The organism is Clostridium sp. (assembly GCF_021443865.1).
Classification (GTDB): domain Bacteria; phylum Bacillota; class Clostridia; order Clostridiales; family Clostridiaceae; genus Clostridium.
Genome location: NZ_JABUTB010000020.1, coordinates 1 through 21,990, shown reverse-complemented (window position 1 = coordinate 21,990; position 21,990 = coordinate 1). Strand labels below are relative to the sequence as shown.

22 protein-coding genes and 1 other annotated feature are annotated in these 21,990 nt (G+C 26.3%); of the genes, 16 read left to right on the top strand and 6 right to left on the bottom strand.

Annotated elements, in window-relative coordinates; translation table 11 throughout:
• Nucleotides 1-389 (bottom strand): hypothetical protein (locus HUJ77_RS05210; protein WP_291707522.1); only part of this gene is annotated, 389 nt, incomplete at its 3' end.
• Between the two features lie 271 nt (nucleotides 390-660).
• Between HUJ77_RS05210 and HUJ77_RS05205 the strand changes: the two genes are divergently transcribed.
• The 5 genes from HUJ77_RS05205 to HUJ77_RS05185 all read left to right on the top strand — a co-directional run bounded on the left by HUJ77_RS05205 (nucleotide 661) and on the right by HUJ77_RS05185 (nucleotide 4,075).
• Nucleotides 661-1,155: a DUF2975 domain-containing protein gene (locus HUJ77_RS05205; RefSeq protein ID WP_291707521.1), complete on the top strand. Its 495-nt coding sequence runs from the start codon at nucleotides 661-663 to the stop codon at nucleotides 1,153-1,155.
• Between the two features lie 13 nt (nucleotides 1,156-1,168).
• Nucleotides 1,169-1,375, top strand: a complete 207-nt coding sequence (locus tag HUJ77_RS05200) for a helix-turn-helix transcriptional regulator (protein WP_291707520.1) — start codon at nucleotides 1,169-1,171, stop codon at nucleotides 1,373-1,375.
• 16 nt (nucleotides 1,376-1,391) lie between these two features.
• Nucleotides 1,392-3,245, top strand: a complete 1,854-nt coding sequence (locus HUJ77_RS05195) for a DUF4173 domain-containing protein (RefSeq protein WP_291707519.1) — start codon at nucleotides 1,392-1,394, stop codon at nucleotides 3,243-3,245.
• Nucleotides 3,246-3,363: 118 nt separating this feature from the next.
• Nucleotides 3,364-3,690: a hypothetical protein gene (locus HUJ77_RS05190; protein WP_291707518.1), complete on the top strand. Its 327-nt coding sequence runs from the start codon at nucleotides 3,364-3,366 to the stop codon at nucleotides 3,688-3,690.
• A 7-nt stretch (nucleotides 3,691-3,697) separates the two neighbouring features.
• On the top strand, nucleotides 3,698-4,075 hold the full coding sequence (locus tag HUJ77_RS05185) for a hypothetical protein (RefSeq protein ID WP_291707517.1): 378 nt from the start codon (nucleotides 3,698-3,700) through the stop codon (nucleotides 4,073-4,075).
• A 145-nt stretch (nucleotides 4,076-4,220) separates the two neighbouring features.
• On the opposite strand, the gene HUJ77_RS05180 is transcribed toward HUJ77_RS05185, so the two are convergent.
• Complete coding sequence (locus HUJ77_RS05180) at nucleotides 4,221-5,396, bottom strand: glycoside hydrolase family 3 N-terminal domain-containing protein (RefSeq protein WP_291707516.1); 1,176 nt, start codon at nucleotides 5,394-5,396, stop codon at nucleotides 4,221-4,223.
• A 233-nt stretch (nucleotides 5,397-5,629) separates the two neighbouring features.
• On the opposite strand from HUJ77_RS05180, the gene HUJ77_RS05175 reads away from it, so the two are divergent.
• The 4 genes from HUJ77_RS05175 to gltX all read left to right on the top strand — a co-directional run bounded on the left by HUJ77_RS05175 (nucleotide 5,630) and on the right by gltX (nucleotide 10,727).
• Entirely contained in the window at nucleotides 5,630-6,115 is a 486-nt protein-coding gene (locus HUJ77_RS05175; RefSeq protein ID WP_291707515.1) for a permease, read from the top strand.
• Nucleotides 6,112-6,648, top strand: a complete 537-nt coding sequence (locus HUJ77_RS05170; protein WP_291707514.1) for a permease — start codon at nucleotides 6,112-6,114, stop codon at nucleotides 6,646-6,648. Before HUJ77_RS05175 ends, HUJ77_RS05170 begins: the two co-directional genes overlap by 4 nt.
• Nucleotides 6,649-6,824: 176 nt before the next feature.
• The gene (locus tag HUJ77_RS05165) at nucleotides 6,825-8,615 is read left to right on the top strand and encodes a hypothetical protein (RefSeq protein WP_291707513.1); all 1,791 of its coding nucleotides are present in this window, start codon (nucleotides 6,825-6,827) and stop codon (nucleotides 8,613-8,615) included.
• A 162-nt stretch (nucleotides 8,616-8,777) separates the two neighbouring features.
• Nucleotides 8,778-9,009: a binding site (T-box leader), on the top strand.
• Nucleotides 9,010-9,065: 56 nt separating this feature from the next.
• A complete protein-coding gene (gltX, locus tag HUJ77_RS05160) occupies nucleotides 9,066-10,727 on the top strand; it encodes a glutamate--tRNA ligase (RefSeq protein WP_291707512.1) in 1,662 nt (553 codons plus the stop codon).
• Nucleotides 10,728-10,862: 135 nt separating this feature from the next.
• On the opposite strand, the gene HUJ77_RS05155 is transcribed toward gltX, so the two are convergent.
• Together HUJ77_RS05155 and HUJ77_RS05150 are read right to left on the bottom strand one after the other, a co-directional pair.
• Nucleotides 10,863-11,273 carry a GNAT family N-acetyltransferase gene (locus HUJ77_RS05155; RefSeq protein ID WP_291707511.1) on the bottom strand — a complete coding sequence of 137 codons (411 nt, stop codon included), beginning with the start codon at nucleotides 11,271-11,273 and terminating at the stop codon, nucleotides 10,863-10,865.
• A gap of 222 nt (nucleotides 11,274-11,495) precedes the next feature.
• On the bottom strand, nucleotides 11,496-11,858 hold the full coding sequence (locus HUJ77_RS05150; RefSeq protein WP_291707510.1) for a hypothetical protein: 363 nt from the start codon (nucleotides 11,856-11,858) through the stop codon (nucleotides 11,496-11,498).
• A gap of 102 nt (nucleotides 11,859-11,960) precedes the next feature.
• Here HUJ77_RS05150 and HUJ77_RS05145 point away from each other — a divergent pair, with 102 nt between their 5' ends.
• From HUJ77_RS05145 to HUJ77_RS05130, 4 genes are all read left to right on the top strand, one after another.
• Nucleotides 11,961-12,719, top strand: a complete 759-nt coding sequence (locus tag HUJ77_RS05145; protein ID WP_291707509.1) for a DUF4111 domain-containing protein — start codon at nucleotides 11,961-11,963, stop codon at nucleotides 12,717-12,719.
• Nucleotides 12,720-13,025: 306 nt separating this feature from the next.
• Entirely contained in the window at nucleotides 13,026-14,066 is a 1,041-nt protein-coding gene (gene rsgA / locus HUJ77_RS05140; RefSeq protein ID WP_291707508.1) for a ribosome small subunit-dependent GTPase A, read from the top strand.
• Between the two features lie 247 nt (nucleotides 14,067-14,313).
• Entirely contained in the window at nucleotides 14,314-14,886 is a 573-nt protein-coding gene (locus HUJ77_RS05135; RefSeq protein ID WP_291707507.1) for a sigma-70 family RNA polymerase sigma factor, read from the top strand.
• A complete protein-coding gene (locus HUJ77_RS05130; protein WP_291707506.1) occupies nucleotides 14,879-16,303 on the top strand; it encodes a DUF4179 domain-containing protein in 1,425 nt (474 codons plus the stop codon). The genes HUJ77_RS05135 and HUJ77_RS05130 overlap by 8 nt, the downstream gene beginning before the upstream one ends.
• A gap of 106 nt (nucleotides 16,304-16,409) precedes the next feature.
• Here the strand turns inward: HUJ77_RS05130 and HUJ77_RS05125 are convergent, their stop codons facing one another.
• Nucleotides 16,410-17,012 (bottom strand): DUF445 family protein, encoded by a 603-nt coding sequence (locus HUJ77_RS05125; RefSeq protein ID WP_291707505.1) that lies wholly within the window; start codon nucleotides 17,010-17,012, stop codon nucleotides 16,410-16,412.
• Between the two features lie 246 nt (nucleotides 17,013-17,258).
• Nucleotides 17,259-18,923 (bottom strand): glutamine--tRNA ligase/YqeY domain fusion protein, encoded by a 1,665-nt coding sequence (locus HUJ77_RS05120; protein ID WP_291707504.1) that lies wholly within the window; start codon nucleotides 18,921-18,923, stop codon nucleotides 17,259-17,261.
• A gap of 344 nt (nucleotides 18,924-19,267) precedes the next feature.
• Here HUJ77_RS05120 and HUJ77_RS05115 point away from each other — a divergent pair, with 344 nt between their 5' ends.
• The 3 genes from HUJ77_RS05115 (at nucleotide 19,268) to HUJ77_RS05105 (ending at nucleotide 21,847) form a co-directional block, all read left to right on the top strand.
• Nucleotides 19,268-20,155, top strand: a complete 888-nt coding sequence (locus HUJ77_RS05115; protein WP_291707503.1) for a type II CAAX endopeptidase family protein — start codon at nucleotides 19,268-19,270, stop codon at nucleotides 20,153-20,155.
• Nucleotides 20,156-20,285: 130 nt separating this feature from the next.
• The gene (locus HUJ77_RS05110) at nucleotides 20,286-21,044 is read left to right on the top strand and encodes a DeoR/GlpR family DNA-binding transcription regulator (protein ID WP_291707502.1); all 759 of its coding nucleotides are present in this window, start codon (nucleotides 20,286-20,288) and stop codon (nucleotides 21,042-21,044) included.
• 17 nt (nucleotides 21,045-21,061) lie between these two features.
• Nucleotides 21,062-21,847 carry an HAD family hydrolase gene (locus HUJ77_RS05105; RefSeq protein WP_291707501.1) on the top strand — a complete coding sequence of 262 codons (786 nt, stop codon included), beginning with the start codon at nucleotides 21,062-21,064 and terminating at the stop codon, nucleotides 21,845-21,847.
• Nucleotides 21,848-21,990 lie beyond the last annotated feature (143 nt).

The following is a 21,990-nucleotide window of genomic DNA, read 5'->3' as shown; positions in this document are numbered from 1 at the left end:
ATATTATTGATTTCAGTATCCTTTGAAATAATATAAATTTTATCTTTACCAAATATTTTTATTTCTTTTATTTCTATTGTCTTTTTTTCTTTAATTAAGGCTTCTTTTACACTATTAAATAATTCATTTAATGGTACACCAAGTAATAATTCAGCAGGTTTCATTGCAGCAGAATATTTTATTGTCTTATAGAGAGGCAATAGATGATTATTTTCTTCCTGGAGTTGATTTTTTATATATAGATTTTCATTTTCAATATAGACAACATCCTTTAAGAGTAATTCTATTAAGCAAGAAGTTAAAAAATATATTCTATTATCTTTTTTAATAAGTTTTCCTGTCTCATCCATAGAAAAAAGTAAATATTCTTTTGAAATTGATCTTGTCATAATGATATCTCCTTTTTATAAGTAAATTTATCTATAGAAAAATAAGAACTAATTTATACTTAATGAGCAATTAAAATGAGTTTTAATTTAATACTATAATAATATAACTACCTATTTATTACAATTAAATAATTTAATGTATTTTTTGTTTAACTTATAGTCTAAAGAATAAGTTAGTTTAAAAAGGGGATGAATTTATTGTTTTTCGATAAAAATATCTTGATAAAGATTATGAAAGATGCTAATATATATTTAAAGGTGGAGGTATTATATGGAAATGAACAAAGAAAAAAAGTTATCTAGTGTACTATCAATTATTCTTAGTATTACAATTGTTTTTGGTATTATCCTTACAGGGATACTTGTTTACAATACTTTTATATCTAAAGGTATAGAAGATGTAATAATTGACAAAGGACTAATAATATTATTACTAGTTGTAGGAATAGGTAATCTATTTTATATAGTTTTTATGCTAAAAGGAATAATTAATACATTAATAAAGGGGGATCCCTTTGTTAGGTCTAATGCAATAGCTTTTAAAAAAATATCTATATCATGTTTATTAATATCTATATGTTATTTAATAAATTTATTTATAAATTCTAATTTTAAGGAATTTAAATTCATTTACGTAGATAATATGGGAATACATACTGATATGGAGGTATTTATATTTTTATTTGCAGCTGCCTTTATTTATATTCTAGCAAAGGTATTTGACAAAGCTGTATCTTTTAAAGAAGAAAATGATTTAACTATATGATAAGGAGAATAACGTGGGAATAGTAGTAAATTTAGATGTTATGATGGCGAAGAGAAAAATTTCTTTAAATGAATTAGCAGAAAGAGTGGGTATTACCAACGCAAACCTTTCAATACTAAAAAATAATAAGGCAAAGGCAATAAGATTTTCAACTTTAGAATCTATTTGCAGAGAACTTAATTGTCAACCAGGAGATATATTGGAATATGTAGATGATTAAATAGAGGAGGGATAATATGGTCAATGTAGTATCATTAGTTTTAATGAAGGATGAAAAGTTACTTTTACTTAAGAGAAACACTAATAGATTGCCAATAATAGTAATGCAAGAAAATGAAACTCCAGAAAAATGTATAGAAAGATGGAGTAAAGATAATGTAGAAGTAGGCGTATCAAAATTAATAAGACACGAAAGAAATTTTAAACTTAATAATTACAATGTTAGTTTAGTTTTTATAGATGCAACTAACAGTGAAGTTAAGATATTAAATGAGGATATAATATTTGAAGATTGTAGATTTACAAATAATCTTAATAAATTTGAAGAAGAATTATTATTAAATGTAGTTAGAAAGTGTAATTTAATTAACTATAAATCCCTAGCAGTTGAAGCATTATCAAAAGCTTATGGAATTAACACTAAATCTTATAAAAGTAATAAGTTTATGGAATTAGAAAATGGAAGAATGAATAATAAGAAAGCTTTAAATCTTATTGCTTTATCACTACTTGTAGGAGCCTTATTTTCAATATTTGTATTTAATTATTTAGGGATTTCAGTTCCAATTATAATTGCTTTAATATGCATTTTATTTATAAATATTGTAGGTATTAAAAATAAGAACTTTTTAGGATTCTTTTTTGTTATTTCAAGTATAATTCTTTCTACAACCTATGCTATATTTACAAATGAATTTTTTAGAGTTTTAAATATAAGCCTTGTTCCAATTAGCTTATTTTCAGGATTCTTATTGTTAACTTACGATAATATACCATTTAAGTTAGCTACATTTATAACTGCTTTCTTAGAATTAATAATTGGTAAATCTATAGAAAACACTTCAAAACTTTCAGTTGAAGTAAAAGAGAGATTTGGTAATTCTGATAAGGAGAGTAAAAATAAATATTCAAAAAATATATTAAAAGGAATACTGATTTCTATCCCTTTAGTTATAGTTTTATTAATGTTACTTTCAGGAGCAGATGAGGTATTCAGTTATTATTTATCTAATATTTGGGATTATATTAATATAGAAAATGTTTTTGATTTCATTGTTAGAGTTGTAATAGCAATAGCTGTTATGTTTTTAGTTTATGGATTAAATTATACATTATCAGCTACTAAGATTAAAAGAATTAATAATATAAGCCTTAAGAGGAATTTTAATGCTACTACAATAATTACAGTTTTAGTTTCAATTATTTTAGTATATTTAGTATTTACAAAGATACAAGTTTCTTATTTATATTTAAATAAAGAATTGCCAGCAGGGGTTAGTTTTTCACATTATGCAAGAAGTGGATTCTTCCAATTAGTATTTTTAGTGGCAATAAATCTTATAATGATAATTTCTATTAAATTGAAAACTATTGTTAATTCAACAAAAACAAAGAAGATTTTAAATACTGTTTATAGCATAATTACAGTTTTAACTATAAATATGGGGGGAGCTGCAATATATAAGATGAATTTATATATTGGAGAGTTTGGATATACAAGACTTAGGATTTTAGTTCAAGCCTTTACAGTCTTTTTATGTATATCACTCTTCTTCCTTTTAATATTTATATGGACAGAAAAGACATTATTCAAACCAATTGCTATAACAGGCATGGTAATATATATTGCTTTAAATTATTGTAATATAGATAATTTTATAGCAAAGGAAAACATTAAACTTATAAACCAAAGAGAAGAAATAGATTTATGGTATATATCAACTCTATCTTTAGATGCAGAGAGTGCTATAAATGAAGGTAGAGATAAGGGATTAATAAGTCCTGAATATTATTTTAATTGGGAAAATAAGAAATATTCTACAAAGCATTGGTACGAATATAACTATTTTAATAACAAAGTATTAAAATAAAAACATTTATTTGGGAGAGAAAAAGAGATAGGCTGATTATTTGTCAGCCTATCAAATAATAAAGTGAAAACTTAGATTATATAAAATTCTTAAATTAAGTTTAAAAAAGGAGAATGAGATGATAGCTTTACTTAATCCAGCTAGTTTAATACTTGGATTAATTTCTTGGATACTTCCTATTATTAATATTACTAAATACAATAAGTCAAAACAAAGAAATTGGACAGCCCTTTCAGTAATAAGTTTAAGTCTTTGTTCTATTTCAATATTATTTCAGATTATCTATACCAATTATTTAATTAATATTTCAGACTGGTCTGCTCTTATGGATACTACCAATGCCGTAGTTTTTGCTTCATTAATTCTTATTATTGTTACAATTACACTAAACCTAATTACATTGTTTATGTACAGAAATGAATATCAATCTGCTAGAAGAGGATAATTATTTCATGAAAGTTAAATTAAATATTAGTTTTATAATTTTAGTAACTCTTATATTAGGTTTTATTGGTGGCTGTTCTCAAAAAAAAGAACCATATAACTTGGTTATAACTAATAGTAGTGGATATAGGCTTAAGAGCATTGGAGTTTATGAGCGAAATAGTTCAGGTGGAGTTTCCAATGCTGACAGTAGCTTTATAGAGTATGGAGAAAAACTTAAATTTTATATAGAAAGTGATGAATTTACTCTTAAGGTTACAGATGAACATGATAATGAATATATAAGTCAAAAGTTTAATATAAGTTTTGATAGTAATAAGAATAAAATCTATAATATCTCAATAGAAAATGATTCTTTGAATAATTTTGAATTTATTTTAAATTAAAGTTATATTTAAAGGGATAATTAAATGAAAAAAAGATCGGGCAAATTTTTGCCCGACCTTTTTTATTTGATTTTACTATGAAAATTATCACTATAAATTTTCCCGTCAAAATTGTACTGATTGAGAAGTGAATTATGCTTAATATTTATATAATTCCTAGCTTTAATTTTAGTTTTAATACTCTTAAAACAGCATTATCAATAGTTTCTTCTTTTATATCTCCATTTTTTACAGCTTCAATTACTGTTGGAATTTGAATACTATAATCTGAAGAAATAATTAAGTCATTTCCAGCATTTACAGCAAAAATTGCAGAATTAATTTCTCCTATATATTCTTTAATTGCACTCATTTGTAAATCATCTGTCATTATTACTCCATTAAAGCCTAAATTATCTCTAATAATATCATGAACCTTTTTAGATATAGAAGCAGGAAGAGTTTCATCCATAGAATTAATAATATTATGAGATACTAAAATGCTATCTGCTCCTGCGTCAATACCTGCTTTAAAGGGAATAAAATCATTATTTATAAAGCTTTCATAGCTTCTATTATCAATAGATAAACCTGAATGTGTGTCTAAATTATTACCATAACCAGGAAAGTGTTTTAAAGCTGAACCTATGTTATTTTCTTTCATGGTTTCAACTACAGTTTTTATATAAGTAGCAGTTTCTTCAGCATTTTTTCCGAAGGATCTAGGATAAATATAATCGTTAGGATCAATTGAAATATCAGCAACTGGAGCTAAATTCATATTTATTCCAATGGACTTCAAAAGAGTTGCCTTTTCTTTTGTATCACTAATAATTAATGGATAGCCGCCTTCATTATATAATTCTTGAGGAGAATGAAAAGGAACATCTCTAAATTCAGGATACCAGCTTAATCTATTAACAATGCCACCTTCCTCATCTATTGCTATAATCATATTGAGAGATGAGTTTTCTTGATAGGATTTAATTTTAGCTGATAAGCTTTCTTTATTTTCACCTTGAATATTTTCATCGAATAATATAAAGCCAGCAACCTTGTATTTATTGATATCTTCAAGAGCAGTAATTCTATTGCATCTAATTAAAAACATTTGTCCAACTTTTTCTTCTAAGCTCATATTAGACAATAACTCTTTTGCTTTTTTTAATTGTATATCCTCTAAAGAAGAGGGATTAGAATTATCATTATCAATAATCGAATCATTGTTGTTTTCACCATCTGGAGCTTTAGTATTATTCTTAATGCTTAAGTATCTATAACTTATAATAAAAGAAATTAGTAATAATAAAATGATTGAAATTATTAAAAATATTTTTTTCATAATATAGTCTCCAATACTAATTTAAATTATATTTATCTTAACTTATATCTAAGAAATTATTAATTAGAATTTACCTAATTGTCCTATATAAGTAATTATACCAATAGTATATGTAATTATACAAATTTGGATAAATTTATGTAGTTAATAATTTTAATTAACAATAATTAAATTCACCTAATTAATTTGCATTTATATATTAATATTGATAATAAATAATTTAGGAAAATAGTATGAGTGGTTTATTTTTTTATATATTAGCAGTAATAGTACTTATAATATCTTATAGAAAAGACAAAGAAAAAACTAAGAAGGCATTTGTAAAGGCATGGAAGTCTATTGAAAATATATTGCCTCAATTTTTAGGAATAATACTAGTAGTAGGGATAACATTATCAATATTTACTCCTGAAATGATATCAAAAATTATAGGGAGTGATAGTGGAATAGGTGGAGTATTTTTATCTGCAATTTTAGGTAGTATTGCAATGATACCTACATTTGTAGCCTTTTCTACTGGGAATATGTTACTTAATAGTGGAGCAGGAATATCACAGGTTGCAACCTTAATATCAACTCTTACCTTAATAGGAATAATTACTATTCCATTAGAAGCTAAATATATAGGGAAAAGAGCAACTATTTATAGAAATATATTAGCTTTTGTTTTTTCCATAATAGTAGGCTTTTTCGTTGAATTGGTGGTGACAAGGATATGATAAAGGATTTAATTAAAAGATATCTCTTTTTTATAATACTAAGTTTAGTAACAGTAATTATAACAATTTTTAATAAAGACATAGGTTTAAAGTCCTTTAATATAGCACTTGCAAGCTTTAAGCAAATGATTGAAGTTTTACCTCCAATAATGATAATACTTGGTCTTATGGATGTATGGATACCAAGAGAAACTATGATGAAGTATATGGGAGATAATTCAGGAATAAGAGGTATTTGTATTTCTATATTAATTGGATCAATTGCAGCAGGACCTATGTATGCAGCTTTTCCTTTTGCAAAGGTACTTTTAAAGAAGAGGGTTAAATTTAGTAATATAATTATTTTTATGAATGCCTGGTGCGTAACTAAGATATCTACATTAATATTTGAAGTTTCTTCACTAGGATATAAATTTACAATATCAAGACTTATAATAGATATACCAGGAGTAATAATAATGGGATATTTAGTTGAGGCTTTAATGCCAAGAAATGAATTAAATATTCTTTATAGTGATTATTTAGAAGAATAAATATAATGAATATAAATTTATATTTAACTTATTTAAATATTCTAGCATAGATAATATTTTGTCGCTAATCTGTAATAAATTAGGTTTATAATTATAGTAAATAAGTAAAATATATTAAAGATTTTACCAATTACTTTTTAGTATACTAATCTAATTTAAGAAGGAGAGTGAAAAAAATGTCTAGAAAATTTAAAAATCTTATTACTTTAATTTTAATTATTTTATTAGGGACATCTTTTTATTTTACATTGAATTTTGCTAAAGACAGTATTGAATCTTCAAATCAAAATATGATTCAAAATAACAGTAAACCACCATCAGAAGCTTCAATAAGTAAAAATAATAGTGAAACACCTCCGGAAAAGCCAGCAGGGGACAATAAAAGTGAAGCACCTCCAGAAATGCCTAGTGGCGGAAATACTAATGAAGTACCATCAGGAATGCCAAATGAAGAAAATAATAATATGATGGCACCAGATGCAAATGTAGCATCTATAAATGAATCAAGTAATAACTTAAGCATCATATTCTATGTATTATTTGCAATTGAAAGCTTAGGAATTTCAAGTATAATTATCTATTTAATAATGTCAAACTTAAATAAAAAATTAATAAAAGAAACATTTAAGAATTCCAATAAAATAATAATATTTATTCTTAGTGTAATTATTTTAACAAGTGCTTTAACTATATTAAATTTATATATTACTAAAAATGTATTAATAAGTAGTGGTGAAAGTAATAAAATTTTAAATAATGGAAATATGGGGAGTAACAATAATATGTCAGCATCAGCTACTGCTTCAAATGAAATAGATGGAAAAGAGGAAACTTTAAAAGAAACATATGAAAGTAATGATAGTGATAAAAGTGTAATTCTTGTTAAAAATTCTGGAGAATTAACTTTAGAAAATGCAATTATTAATAAAAATTCTGGTGATAGCTCAAATACTGAGAATTCAGAGTTTTATGGAATAAATTCAGGAATATTAGTAACTAGTAATTCAATAGCTAAAATAACAAATGCAACAATTACAACTAATGCAAAAGGAAGTAATGCAGTATTTTCAACAGGAACTGATTCTAAAATTTATATTAGTGATTCTACAATTAATACAACAGGAAGTAGTTCATCAAGAGGACTTGATGCAACCTATGGAGGATATATAGAAGCTGATAAGGTAACTATTAAAACTCAAGGTGGTTCTTGTGCAACTTTAGCAACTGATAGAGGAGAGGGAACTGTCATTGCAAATAATTCAAATTTAGAAACAAATGGTAGTGGCTCACCTATAATTTATTCCACTGGAGATATTTCAATTAATAATACAGAAGGAATAGCAAATGCTTCTCAAATGGTTGTAATCGAAGGAAAGAATTCTGCAACTGTTACAAATTCAACTTTAAAAGCAACAGGTAAAGGAAATAGAGGAGATGTAGATCAAGCAGGTGTTATGATTTATCAATCCATGTCTGGAGATGCCTCTGTTGGAACAGGTAATTTTACCGCAAAGGATTCTTCTTTAAGTATTGTGTCAACTTCTGATTATTATAAAACAGCACCAATGTTTTTTATTACCAATACAAATGCCATAATTAATTTGGAAAATACAACATTAAGTTATGGAAGTAATATTTTAATTAGTGCTAAAGGTACTTCTGAATGGGGAAAAAGTAATTCAAATGGAGGAAATTTAACCTTTAATGCAAGTAATGAAAAGCTAGTTGGTAATATTGAAGCTGATAATATATCTACTTTAACATTAAATCTAACTTCATCTAGTTATGAAGGTATTATAAATCAAAGTAATGAAGCAAAAAGTATTCTTCTAAAACTTGATAGTAATTCAAAAATAACACTAATGGGAGATTCTTATGTAACAGAACTAGAAAATGAGGATACTACAAATATCAATATTAACTTTAATGGATATAAGTTATATGTTAATGGTGTGGCAATTAATTAGTGGTTAGTATTTATAAGGAAAAGCTATTTATTTGGCTTTTCCTTTTATAAAGTTTTTGATTAAAAAGTTATTAAATTTAGAAGTATATTAATATAAATGAATAATATAAAATTATTTACAAATTATAAATGTATAGTTATAATGTTTATGATAAACTATGAATATAAAGCTATGAAAGAGAAAAGTAGATATAATGTCACTTTACAGAGATTTAGGCAAGGGTGGAAGCTTAAAATTTGACTATATTGAAGGAAGCTCTGGAGCTATAAACTGAAAAAGCATTTTATAAATGTAAGTAAGTTTGTGGGATTCTCCCCTTAAAGAGATTAAGTGGATTAATTTTTAATTAATCAATTTAGGTGGTAACGCGGAAATTTAGTCTTTCGTCCTAATATTTATAGGATGAAGGACTTTTTTATTTATAATTAAAATAACGGAAGGAAGATAAATATGAGTTTAGAAAAGTTAGCAGAATTAATATTCCCTAATATTGATAAAACACCAGAAGATTATATTGCAAAGTATCCAAAAAGAAATTTAAAGGAAGGAGCAGTAGTAACAAGATACGCACCATCACCAACAGGATTTCAACATATTGGTGGAGTTTTTGCTGCATTAATTAATGAAAGATTAGCAAGTCAAACAGATGGGATTTTTTATTTAAGAATAGAAGATACAGACCAAAAAAGAGAAGTTGAAGGTGCTATTGAAGATACAATTCAAACTATGCATAACTTTGGTATGGACTTTAATGAAGGAATGACAGGAGATAATACATCTAAGGGAGAGTATGGTCCATATAGACAAAGCGAAAGAGCTGATATATACAGAGCTTTTGCTAAGGATTTAATTAAGAAGGGATTAGCTTATCCAGCCTTTGATACACCAGAAGAATTAGCAGAACTTAGAGAAAGACAAACTGCTGAAAAAATAACTCCAGGTTATTATGGAGAGTATGCTAAGGATAGAAATTTAACTCCTGAAGAAGCTATGAAAAAGATAAATAATGGAGATGCTTACATAATTAGATTTAAGTCACCAGGAAACATAGAAAATAGAGTAGAATTCCATGATTTAATAAAGGGTGATATAAGCTTCCCAGAAAATAATCAAGATATAGTTATTATAAAGGGAGATGGGCTTCCAACTTATCATTTTGCTCATGCTGTAGATGATGCATTAATGAGAACTACTCATGTTATAAGAGGAGAAGAATGGTTATCTTCATTACCTATACACGTACAATTATTTGATACTTTAGGATTAGAAAGACCAAACTATGCTCATATACCAACAATAATGAAAAATGATAATGGTTCTAAGAGAAAATTATCTAAGAGAAAAGATGCTGAAGCTGCAGTTTCATATTATAAGGAAGTTGGATATCCAACAGTATCAGTTATTGAATATTTATTAAATATAATAAATTCTACTTTTGAAGATTGGAGAACTGAAAATCCTACTTTAGATTATCATGAATTTGAAATAGCTTTAGATAAGATGAGTAAATCAGGAGCATTATTTGATATAGTTAAATTAAATGATGTAAGTAAAGAAGTTATTTGTAAGATGAAGGCTGATGTAGTATATGATTATTATACAGATTGGGCTAAAGAATTCGATAAAGAAATGTATGATTTAGTAACTGCAAATGAAAAAATGTCTAAGGAAATCTTCAATATAGATAAAGAAGGTCCAAAGCCAAGAAAAGATTTTGCTAAATGGGATGAAATAAGAGGAAAAGTTGACTACTTCTTTGATGAATTATTTAATAAGGAAACAGCAGAAAATGTTGAACTTCCAAAGACTTTAACATTAGAAAATGCAAAAGAAGTAATTAAAGTATATAAAGATAAATTCAACTTTAATTCAGGAAGCCAAGAAGCTTGGTTTGAAGAATTAAAGGTTATTGGAGCAGAACTTGGATATTGTGCTAATAGAAAAGAATATAAAGCAAATCCAGATGCCTTTAAGGGAATGATTTCTGATGTTGCAGGAGCTGTAAGAGCAGCTTTATCTCATAGAAGTAATACTCCAGATCTTTATACTATTATGCAAATACTAGGTGAAGATAAGGTAAGAGTTAGATTTGAAGCATTTTTAAACCTATAGGATAATTATGAATGCATAGTGCACAATGCATAATTTAGGTTAAAACTCCTAAAGGAGTTTTGAAATAATGGTGTTGAGAGGCTGTTTATGGCAGCCTCTTTTTTACTTCAAAGCTTAAAATGCTATTGCTACAAACTATAATCTTTTAATAAAGAAATACTCTGAAAATCCGTCTATTTTATTTTCATAAGAACCAACTTCCTCATATCCTAAAGAAAGATAAAAATCTCTTCCTTGCCAATCAAAAGTATCTAGCCTAATTATATTTGCCCCTAATATATTAGCTCTCCTTTCAATTTCATTCATTAATAAGGTTCCAATTCTTTTGTTTCTGTAATCTTCATTAACAAATACTGTGGAGACATACAATATTTTAAAAGCGGTTATGCAAGCATCTGCCCCTGCAATTAAAACATTATTATCTAGAACTCCAATTCTTATGCTACCTGACATTTCATACTTAATATGATTTTTATCATAATCGGACAAACGTCTTTCAATATCCTCTAATTGCAAATCGGTTAGTTCAATAATTTCGTAACTCATAGCCCCTCCATATATTATTCTAGGTGTAAATAATAAATTTCTAGTTTAAATTTATTATTTAAAATATATACACAATATTAGAATAACATTTATTGTAATTACTTTCTAATAAAGATTTTTATTTCCTAGTTGAAATTATTATCAAATCTTATGTAAAATAAATATGAAATAATAAAGAGGAGCTGAAGTTATGGAAAATTATAACCTTGTATTAGAATGCTTTCAAAATAATGATGAGCCAATGAATGCCACTGCAGTTGCAGAAAAGACAGGCATAGATAAAAAAGAAGTATCAAAGGTAATGGATAAACTTAAAAAAGAAGACAAGATTAATTCTGATTGTGGCTTTACTTTAGTTCCACTTATAGTGTCAGCAATTTGTTCAGGACTTGCTGAATCGGCATTAACGGTTTCTTTACTAGAAAAACCAACATTATTAGTCCACTCATAGCTACCTCTAGAAACTAAGATTTCAGCTCCATCAACAGTTATTTTTAATTCTGGAATATTAGTTTTTAAATTGTTAGTACAACCAACAAATAGTAATATGGCTAAAGAAATTAAAACATAGAATGCTTTCTTCATAAAATTCTCCTATCTTGATAAATGTATAATAAAAATATATATTATTACTAAGTTTTATTAAATAGCAAATTAAAGAATATTTATTTTTATAGGAGAAATATAATGGAAATTCAAAAGTTATTATATAAATTAGTTGAAGATAGTTGTTGTATTTTCAAGGAGAATCTGATTGGAATATACCTACATGGGTCTATTGCCATGGAGTGTTTTAATCCAATGAAAATCGATTTAGATATTTTATTTGTAGTAGAAAACCAAATTACAGACTTTCAAAAGAAAAAATTCATGGATGTTATTGTTGCGTTGAATGATATTGCACCAGCGAAAGGAATAGAAATGAGTTTAGTTAGAAGTAAATATTGTAAAAACTTTACTTATCCAACTACCTTTGATTTGCATTTCTCAAATATGCATCTAAACTGGTATAAAAGTAATCCCATAGAATATATTGAAAAAATGAATGGGACAGACCATGATTTAGCAGCTCAATTCCTCATTACTAAGAATCGTGGAATTGTTTTATATGGAAAGCCAATTAATGATGTTTTTGGAGAGATACCATCGGAAGCATATTTAGATAGTATTAAGAGAGATATTGCCAGTTCACAGGATGAAGTAATAGAGAATTCAATTTATATTATTTTGAATCTTTGCAGAGTTTTAGCATATGTGCAAGATGGATTAGTACTTTCTAAAAAAGAAGGTGGAGAATGGGGAATAAAAAATATTGATAGTAAATATAAAGAATTAATAAAAGAAGCACTTGCATGCTATACTTCTGACAAAAATATTGTATTTAATAAGTCTCTTGCATTGGATTATTGTAAGTATATGGAGAAGAAGATAGGAGTAAGAGAATAGTTATAATTATAGTTCTAATTCCTAATATTAAATTATTTCAAATTACACACTTTTAATTTCTATTATCAACATAAGTTAAAAGAGAGCTTTAAAATAAAATTTAAATAGATATATAAAAGTTACAATTATTAATATATAATAAATATAATGGTTATTTTTGTAATAATCATTAATTATCTGAAAGGATGTGATGTTTTATGAGTAGTTTAGTAAGAGGAAACAAGAACTATATTGTTATTTATGGGAAGGTGACTTCAGTATAGCAATAAATATCCTTCCCAATATGATTTAATTTCGGGAGGAAGAATGAATAATAAAAACTTACTAGAATTAGGATTAAATGAAGGATACGTAAATGAAGCAAGTATTTATAATGAAGACTATTATTTAGGAAGAGTTTCAGTACAATATAAGGATATTTATAGAGTTGTTACTGAAGAAGGAGAAGTGCTTGCAAGAGTATCTGGAAAGTTATCATATTCTTCAAATAGTACTTTTGATTATCCTGTAGTTGGGGATTGGGTATTATTAGATAGAACAGATAATAAAAATGGTGATGCTATAATTCATAAAGTATTAACTAGAAAGAGTTATTTTTCAAGGAAGATAGCTGGTACTAGGTATGACACACAGGTTGTTGCAGCAAATATTGATTATATATTTATCTGCATGGCTTTAAATAATGATTTTAATATTAGTAGACTTGAAAGATATATAGCTGTTGCCTGGGATAGCATGGCAACACCAGTTATAGTATTAACTAAGTCAGATTTATGTGAAGATATAGATGAAAGGCTTAATGAAGTTAATGAAGCTGCTATAGGAATAGATATATTAGTAACTTCAAGTTTAAATGGAAATGGATATGAGAAAGTTAAAGAATATATTAAATCTGGAACTACAATAGCTTTTATTGGATCATCAGGGGTAGGGAAATCTACACTTATAAATAAATTATTGAATAAAGAGGTTTTAAAAACTAATTCAATTAGTGAAAATCATAAGGGAAGACATACAACTACTCATAGAGAGTTGTTTTTATTGGTGGATGGAGGAGTAATTATAGATACTCCTGGAATGAGAGAGCTTGGATTAATATCTGCAGATGTTGATAAATCCTTTGGAAATATAGAAGAGTTAGAAAAACAATGTAAGTTTTCAGATTGTACTCATAGAAATGAACCTAAATGTGCAGTAAGAGAAGCTATAGAAAGTGGAGAACTTGATATAGATAGATTTGAAAGATATAAAAAGCTTAAAAAAGAAGAAGCATATAATTTATCAAAATCTAAGAGTCAAGAAAGACATAAGATGAAAAATCTTATGAAGGGTAAGAAGTCTTTATGAAAGCCTTGGATTTAAAGATACAGGAAAAATTTTAGAAGATGAACTATTATTTGAATTAAAATAATATGTAAAAAGAAGTAATTAGTAAATGCACCACAAATATTAGACTTAATTTTCTAATATTTGAAGGTGCATTTTTTATTATAGAAATTAATTATATATTTAATGGAACCTTTAATTAAAGGTATACGTCTAATTAAGTGAAAGCATGTTAACATAGCTATATTAGAGTGGAAGGGGAAACATAATGGATATTTCTAATATCGTTCCTATAGGGATATTAAATAAGCACAAAGATGAAAAACTTAAGAGAAATTATGTTAGATTAGCTATAAATGGGGATAAAGAAGCTTTTAATAGCTTGATTAATGAAAACTTAAAGTCTTTATATATTGTAGCTAGAGGTATGTTAAATAATGAATATGATATAGAAGATTCTCTTCAAAATACTATCCTTAAAGCTTATGAGAAGATTTCATCTTTGAAGAATGAAGAGTTTTTTAAGACATGGTTAACGAGAATTATGATAAATGAATGTAATGATATTATAAGAAAGAGTAAAAAGATTACTTATATTGAGGATTTAAAAATTAATAATGAATTATATGAGGATAAATATAAGGATTTAGATTTGATTAAAGCAATTAACTCCTTAAGTAGTGAATTAAGATTAACTATGTGGTTATTCTATTTTGATGATATGTCCATAGACGAAATAAGTAAGACTCTAAAGATAGCTAAAGGAACTGTAAAGTCTAGATTAAATAGAGGAAGAGAAAAAATTTATAATATTATAAGTGAGGTTAGCAATCATGAATAATTATGATAAGGATAAATTTAATGAAATTCTAAAAAATGAAGCAAGAAATATTAATATAGATGTACCAGATAAAATAAAAAATAATATATTAAAAACTTTAGAGGATTTACCAGATAGAGAATTAAAGAGAAAAAATAAATTAAAAAGTTTATCTGGATTAGCAGCTGGAATTATAGTTTGCATGCTAACCTTTAATATATTTATGCCTGCCTATGCGGAAAGTTTACCAATTATAGGAATAACATTTAAAAGTATTAATGAAGCAATTGGAATTGGTGACAAATATGTTAAGGGTTCGAAAGATGTTAATATAACAAAAAAGTATGAAGATACTACAATGACAATTAAAAATCTTTATTATGACGGAGTAGAATTAGCTATAGCATATGAATTAAAATCAGAAAGTGGCTTTGATGAGAAGCCAATAATATTTCCTATTATAAAAAGTGGATTTCAAAAGATAGAGTATACAAACGAAGAAAATGATGGGGAATTTATAGCTGATAATACTTATGTTGGATTAGCTTCTTATACATTTACAGAAAATGAATTGTCTGATAAAGCTAAAATAGAATTTATAGTTAATGATTTATATGGAAATTGGGTTGGATATTATCCTAAAAAATTAACTTATAAGATTGAATTAGATGCTAAAAATATGGGGAAGGAAACATATAAAATTAATAAAGAAATTAACTTTGATAATAGAATATATAAGGTTAAAGAAGTTATTACAAGTAAGCTAAATACAATAATATATGGTGACATATTAATAAATAATACTTTAGACAGTTCAACTGAAAATTATGGATCAGGGAGAGAAGATAATCAATTAAGGTTTTTTGCCATGGATAATATGGGAATGACATTAGATATGGGGGCACTAAGTTTAAGGAGGAATATGAATTTTAATAAATCGTTAATAGCAAATAGTACTATAAGATATAGTGGGGCTTCAGAAGAAGCAAAATCCATAACTCTGATTCCTTATATTGATATATTTGAAGGTAGAAAGAGCATAAGAGGAAAACTTAATGAAGAAAAAGTAATTAAATTACAAACAGGTGAAGAATATATTATAAACAATGTTGATTTTAAAGAGGATAAAACAACTATAAGCATTAAAGCTAATAAGTATTTAAACAGCACAAAAAATTTAAATATTCATTTTTGGGGTGCAGATAAAGATGGAGAAGATAAAGAAGAAAATTTAAATGATAGTAGTATAGAAGAATGGACTAAGGGAAAAAATGAAGTAAAAATTGAAGATATAAAATTTAATGGGATAGATGATGGATATAACTTTACTTTAACTTTGCCAGCTTTAGATGATAATAAAGAATACTATTATTTAATTTCCAATCCCAATATTAAAATATTAGAAAATGAGAAAATAACTATTAATTTAGAAAAATAAACTATATCAATTTAAAAATACTGTATTACAATGTTAAAATCATAGTAATACAGTATTTTCATTAAGGTTTACAACTAAGCAACTAATATAACATATTTCTTTTTATTTAAAGGAAAATAACTAAAATTCCTTGAAGGATTCCAATAACAGCACCTAGGACAAGTCCTAGAATTTCAATATGTTTTAATTCCTTTTTAGCTACTTTAATTATTATATCCTCTAGTTTTTCTAAATCTAATTCATTAATCTTTTCTTCAACTATTTTTTGAATATCCACATTTTCCTTAGCCTTATTTAGTAAATCAGTACTAATTTCATTAACTGCATTAGGAACCTCATTATTTAATATTTCGTCAATATAAGGAGATGCCATCATTCTAAAGGGCATAGGAATAACATTTAATTTTTCATTTATTACATTTTTAATTTTATCTATTAAATAAGAATTTAAATCTCCACCATTAGAATTATCAAAGGCCTTTTCTAATATATCATCCATTGAAAGAAGTTCATTAGAAATAACTTCTCCTATGTTAGCAGCAATTTCATTTTTTCTTTTAGGGATTAAGCCTATTATTTCAATATTTAAAACAGGAATTTTAATTGGTTTAATTGGTCTAAATAAAAGCTTTATAGCTAAAATATTAGTTACCCAACCAATAAGTCCACCAACAATTGTTAATATTAATATGGTTGTAAAATTATTCATAAGTGCCTCCTATATATCTTAAGTTTAATGATTGTGTATTTAAAATACATAGAATATTTTATAACTGAGGAAGAAATATTTCAATAAAAAATAACCAATTAGTACAAGAACTTTAAGATATAACTTATACTAACTTAATTATAAAAAAAGAGTTGCCAAAGGCAACTCATAAAAATTTGAATAATCCAGTTCACTGAATTACATCCATAATTTTTTCATTTTTTCATTTTTTCATTCTTTAATTTTTTAATTATTAATCTTGAATGAGCTCTTTAGTGAAACTATTCTATTAAATACAAGTTTTTCATCAGTAGTATATTTAGGATCTACATTGAAGAATCCGTTTCTTACTAATTGGAACTTATCTTGAGGCTTTGCAATATTAGCAGTAGTTTCTTCAATGAATCCATTTAATATTTCTAATGAATTAGGATTTATTTGTTCTAAGAAATGCTTTCCTTCATTTTCAGGAGCATCGTCCAATATTAATGGTTCATAAAGTCTAAATTCAGCAGGCTTTGCAGTTTTTGCATCTACCCAGTGAATAGTTCCTTTAACTTTTCTTCCTGTGAATCCAGAACCACTCTTAGTTTCTGGATCATAAGTACAATGTAATTCAACTACATTTCCATTTTCATCTTTTATTACATCATTACATTTTATAAAGTAAGCACCAATCAATCTAACTTCATTTCCAGGGAATAATCTAAAGTATTTCTTAACAGGAACTTCCATGAAGTCTTCTTGTTCTATATAAATTTCTCTTGAGAATGGAACTTCTCTAGTACCAGCTTCTTCATTTTTAGCGTTATTTGGAACTGGTAGCATTTCTGTTTGTCCTTCTGGGTAATTAGTTATAACTACTTTTAAAGGTCTCATAACAGCCATAGCTGCATTAGCTTTAAGTTGTAAGTATTCTCTTATGAAATATTCAAGCATTTGAGAATCTACTACTGAATTTGCCTTAGAAACTCCAATTGCAGAGCAGAAGTTTCTGATTGCTTCAGGGGTATAGCCTCTTCTTCTTAATCCAGAAACTGTTGGCATTCTTGGATCATCCCATCCATCAACTACTTTTTCATCAACTAATTGTTTAAGCTTTCTCTTACTCATAACAGTGTTAGTCATGTTAAGTCTAGCAAATTCAATTTGTCTTGGAGTATGTTCCATTTCACATTCTTTAACAAACCAATCATAAAGAGGTCTATGGTCTTCAAACTCTAAAGTACAAATTGAATGAGTTATTCCTTCAATTGCATCTTCAAGAGGATGTGCAAAATCATACATAGGATAAATGCACCACTTATCTCCAGTATTATGATGAGTTGCATGGGCAATTCTATATATTATAGGATCCCTCATATTAATATTAGGTGAAGACATATCTATTTTAGCTCTTAAAACCTTTGTTCCATCTTCAAATTCACCCTTTTTCATTCTTTCTAATAAATCAAGATTTTCTTCTACAGATCTATTTCTATAAGGGCTTTCTTTTCCAGGTTCAGTTAAGGTTCCTCTATATTCTTTTATTTCTTCTGCTGTTAAATCACAAACATAAGCTAATCCTTTATTAATTAATAGTTTAGCTTTATCATACATAATATCGAAATAATTAGAGGCAAAATATATATTGTCCCAGTTACCTCCTAGCCACTTAACATCTTCCTTAATTGACTCAACGTATTCAGTATCTTCTTTAGTAGGATTAGTATCATCAAATCTTAAATTAAATTTACCTTTGAATTCTTCTGCTAGACCTGAATTTAGAACTATTGATTTAGCATGACCTATATGTAAGTATCCGTTTGGCTCTGGTGGGAAACGAGTTATTATTTCATCATGCTTTTTGCTTTCTAAGTCTTCAATAATTATATTTCTTATAAAGTTAGATGACATATTTTCATTTGACATATGCAAACCTCTCCTATACAAATTATCTTTTAGTATTATATATAGTTATATACTATTTTTTTCTTTTAAATCAAATATTATATAAATAATAAACATCTATATAATTTTAAACTAATGCTGAGAAAAAATAAAGTATTAGTAAGGTAAAAGATAGCTTTTATGAGCATTTATGAAAAAATATATATTATTAAGTAGATTTTTATAGAATTTTATATAAAGGTAAATAAATTAAGGGTAGTTACAAGTTTAATAAAATTGGATATTGATTATAATTTATGGCATAAAAAGTAAAAATAGGGTATAATATATTTTATAGGAAATTTTGCTAGAAGGGAGAGGATTTTATGAAAGAAAAGGTTAAAGCATTTTTTGCATCTATAGGGTACTTAATTGTAGCATTGTTGTCTCAATTATTAGTATCTGTTATTGGGGGAGTAATTATAGGAATATTCTATGTAATAAATGAAATGGGAAATACCACTAATGGTATGAATCCTGTTAACCCAGACTTAGATAGTCTTATACAATTTACATTAAGCATAACTAATGTCTTTCTATTAATTTCATCTATAATAACTGTTCTTATTTTATTTTTAATTTATAAAATAAGAAAGAAAAATTGTAGTGAGGAACTTAAAATTAAAAAGACTAGTGGCTTTAATATTGGCTTTGCAATTATTTTAGGTATTTCTTGTTGGTTATTTAATTCAGGAGTATTAAGTTTAATTGATGAAGCAGGATTATTTTCAAATCAATTTCAATATATGGAGGATATATTAGCACCACTTAGTAGTGGTAGTTTAACTCTTTCTATTATTACAGTTGGAATCGTTGCACCTTTTGCTGAAGAATTTTTATTTAGAGGGGTTATTTATAATACTTTAAGTAAAAAGATATCAGTAAGATGGGCTATAATAATACAAGCTGTATTATTTGGAGTATTCCATTTCAATTTAATTCAAGGTGCCTATGCAACACTTTTAGGTTTAATATTTGGATATGTTACCTATAAAACAAAATCCTTATGGCCAGCTGTTATTATGCATATGATTAATAACTTAATTGCAACTATAGCACCTTATGTTTTAAGTGAAAGTTTTGGGGGAACTACGGTTTATATATTGTTTGCTATAATAGGAGCTATAGGAATAACTATAGGAGTATTTTTAACTAAGAGTAAAAATACAGATGATGAAGAGATATTAAGTTTTAATAATACAAATAATTTTTAATTAGATGAGGCTGTTTATACAGTCTCTTTTTTGTTGCTTTAATATAAAAAATGATATAGAATGATAATAAACGGTAATAAATGATAATAATTAATAATAAATAGTTATAAGAAGGTGCATTTTTGTGTTTATGGAAGAAAGACTTGAGGATATATTAGCCATTCTTAAAAGAGATGGAAAAGTTAGAGTTAAAGATTTAAGCGAGAAATTTAACGTTTCTGAAGGTATGATTCGTAAGGATTTATGCAAATTAGAACAATATGGTGGTATAAAGAGAACCTATGGTGGAGCAATTCTAGAAAGAAAAATAGAGCATAATGAAAATACCTCTTCTAGAGTAATTATAGATTTAGATGAAAAAGAAAATATTGCTAACATAGTAATTAATGAAATAGAAGAAGATGATGTTATTTTTTTAGATATTTCTAGTACAAATTATATGGTATCTAATTTACTTGCTAACTTTAATAAGAAAATAACTATAATAACCAATATGAATAGAATATCTATGGAATTTGATTTTAATCCAAATATAGATGTAATTCAAATAGGAGGAACCTATAATAAAAGGCTTGGTGGAACAGTTGGAGCTTTTTCTATTGAAGAAATTAAAAAGTTTAAAATAGATAAAGCCTTTATAGGTGCTGGAGGTATTAATTTAGAAGAAAATTTTATAAGTAACTTTAATTTAGATGAAGCTGAAACAAAGAAGGCTATAATTAATTCTAGTAGAGTGACTTATTTATTAGGAGATAATAATAAATTTTATAAAGATGGTTCCTATAAATTTACAACCTTAGATGAAGTTCAATATATAATCACTGATAAAGAGCCAAATATAAATATATTAAAGGCTCTAAAGGAAACTAAAGTTAAACTATTGTATTAGAAGGAAGGAATTTAAAAATGATAAAATTAATAGCATCAGATATGGATGGAACATTATTAAATGAAAATAATGAAATAAATCAGGAGTTTTTTGATATTTATCATAAGCTTGTGGAAAAGGACATAATATTTGCAGCAGCAAGTGGAAGACAGTATTATAATCTTTTAAAAAGATTTGAAAAAATAAAAGACAATATGATGTTTATAGCAGAGAATGGTACATTTGTAGTTTACAAGGGTGAAGAAATTCTTGTTAATGCTTTAGATAAAAATATTGCAAAAGAGCTTATAAAAATAGGAAGAACTATAGATAATTCTTACGTTATCGTATGTGGTAAAAGATCAGCCTATATAGAAAGTAGAGATGAGAGATTAGTTAAAGAAACAAAAAAATATTATGAAAGATATGAAATAGTAGATGATTTAACTAAAGTGGAAGATGATATATTAAAGGTAACAATATGTGATTTTTCAGGCTCAGAATTTAATAGTAATAATTACTATAATTACTATAAGGACAAGCTTCAAGTAACAGTATCGGGAGAAATTTGGCTTGATATAACTGCTAAAGGTGTAAATAAGGGAGTGGCAATAAATAAAATTCAAGATATGCTAGATATAGATCATAAAGAAACTATGGTATTTGGGGACTATCTTAATGATTTAGAAATGATGGGTAGTGCTTATTATAGTTTTGCTATGGAAAATGCACATGATGATTTAAAGAAGGTTTCTAGATTTATTGCTAAAAGTAATAATGATAATGGAGTAGTAGAAGCTATAAAAGAAGTAGTGAAATTCTAATAAATTAGTAAATTAAAATAGTTTTTTAGAATAACATAAAAGGTGCTACCGCATTGTGCGACAGCACCTAAATAGGGATTTAAGAGAGGATGTAGGAAGATTTGTGTAAAAGCAAATCTACTACATCCTTTTTTGTATTTTTA